Source organism: Methylobacterium crusticola, from assembly GCF_003574465.1.
GTDB lineage: Bacteria > Pseudomonadota > Alphaproteobacteria > Rhizobiales > Beijerinckiaceae > Methylobacterium > Methylobacterium crusticola.
In genome coordinates this window covers 1-1,623 of sequence record NZ_QOWC01000453.1, presented here as the reverse complement: position 1 = coordinate 1,623, position 1,623 = coordinate 1, and the positions used below count along the sequence as shown (strand labels likewise).

Here is a 1,623-nt window from a genome sequence, read left to right as displayed (position 1 = left end):
CGGATCCCCGATCAGTCTCGCCCGAACGGCCGCTCGTCATCCGTGTCCAGCCGAGACCGAGGCGGTCGAGGGACTTCAACCGCCGACCCGTGCTTCCCACCCCAGCATCGTGAGATGGGCGACGGCCTCCAGTGCTTCGCGGCTCGCACCATCGCGAGCTTGCACCGACATGCCGTTCTGCACCGTGACCACGAAGCGCGCGAGCGCGGGAACATCGACCGAGGCACCGAGCTCGCCTTCCGCTACCGCACGATCGAGACGGTCCCCGACCCGCCTGAGCCCTCGGGCGCGGGCCGCCCGCACGAGGTCTCCGAGTTCCACGTGCCCCTCGCTGCCGGCTGCCGAGAGCGTCACCATGCAACCGAGCGGCTCGACGCGCCCGCATGATCCTGTCAGTGCGGCGGCCGAGTCCATCAGGAGCGCTGCGACCGCCTCGCGGGCGGTCCTGGCCGCGGCGAAGTTGGCCCAGACGGATGCCTCGTACTGCTCGCCATAATGGCGCAGAGCCTCGGCGTAGAGCGCCTCCTTCGAGCCGAACGCTGCATAGAGGCTCGGCGAGCCGATACCCATGGCGGCCGTGAGATCCGAGATCGAGGTCGCGGCGAAGCCCTTGCTCCAGAACAGGCGCATCGCCTGACCCAGAGCGTGGGCACGGTCGAACGCCCGGGGCCGTCCGCGGCCACGGATCCGAGGCGCCCCGGTCGGGCATGAGGCTGGCGATGAATTCTGCATCGTTCGTTATATAAACCGCTTGACCCCGGCCCCACAATCCTCTTATCGATTTGTGTGTCGTTCATTACAGAAAGGTGGAGCCATGACCGAACTCACAGGCAAGCGCGCGCTCGTGACGGGTGCCTCCCGCGGCATCGGCGCCGCCATCGCCCTGGCGCTGGCCGAGAAAGGGGCGGACGTCGCCATCACCTTCGAGCGTTCCGCCGAGCGGGCGGCTGACGTCGTCCGCCGCATCGAGGCGAAGGGCCGCCGGGCCGTCGCCATCCAGGCCGACAGCGCCGACGCCGCAGCGGTGAAGCGCTCGGTCGATGAGGCGGCCGACAGGCTCGGCGGGCTCGACATCCTGGTGAACAATGCCGGCATCGCCCGGGGCGGCCCGATGGCGGAGATGAGCCTCGCCGACATCGACGCGATCCTTGACGTCAACGTGCGTTCGGTCGTGCTGGCCTCGCAGGCAGCCATCCCGCACCTCGGGGAGAGCGGGCGGATCATCTCCATCGGCTCGTGTCTCGGGGAGCGGGTCCCGTTCGGGGGCGTGACCGTCTACTCCATGTCGAAGTCGGCCCTGCTCTCGTTCACGCGGGGGCTGGCGCGCGAACTCGGACCCCAGGGCATCACGGTGAACCTGGTGCAGCCAGGATCGACCGACACCGACATGAACCCCGCCGACGGTCCTCAGGCGGACATGCAGCGAGCTGGAACCGCCCTCGGTCATTACGGACGGCCCGAGGACGTGGCGGCCGCGGTGGCGTTCCTGGCCAGCCCGGCCGCGCGCCAGATCACCGGCACCGCCATCACGGTCGACGGCGGCGCGAATGCATGAGTCCCTGCACTAAATTGAAATCAGGCTCTGCTGCCTGGAGCAGCATCCGATCACGCCGCAATCGGCCG

General features: G+C 69.0%; 2 protein-coding genes. One reads left to right on the top strand and one right to left on the bottom strand.

Annotated elements, in window-relative coordinates; translation table 11 throughout:
- Positions 1-75: 75 nt before the first annotated feature.
- The gene (locus tag DT057_RS34845; protein ID WP_128566547.1) at positions 76-732 is read right to left on the bottom strand and encodes a TetR/AcrR family transcriptional regulator; all 657 of its coding nucleotides are present in this window, start codon (positions 730-732) and stop codon (positions 76-78) included.
- Between the two features lie 82 nt (positions 733-814).
- On the opposite strand from DT057_RS34845, the gene DT057_RS34840 reads away from it, so the two are divergent.
- Positions 815-1,555 carry a 3-oxoacyl-ACP reductase family protein gene (locus DT057_RS34840; RefSeq protein ID WP_128566546.1) on the top strand — a complete coding sequence of 247 codons (741 nt, stop codon included), beginning with the start codon at positions 815-817 and terminating at the stop codon, positions 1,553-1,555.
- Positions 1,556-1,623 lie beyond the last annotated feature (68 nt).

Bases quoted from the DNA above. Each gene is read 5' to 3' on its own strand.
- DT057_RS34845 (WP_128566547.1), bottom strand. From the start codon at position 732: ATGCAGAATTCATCGCCAGCCTCATGCCCGACCGGGGCGCCTCGGATC.
- DT057_RS34840 (WP_128566546.1), top strand. From the start codon at position 815: ATGACCGAACTCACAGGCAAGCGCGCGCTCGTGACGGGTGCCTCCCGC.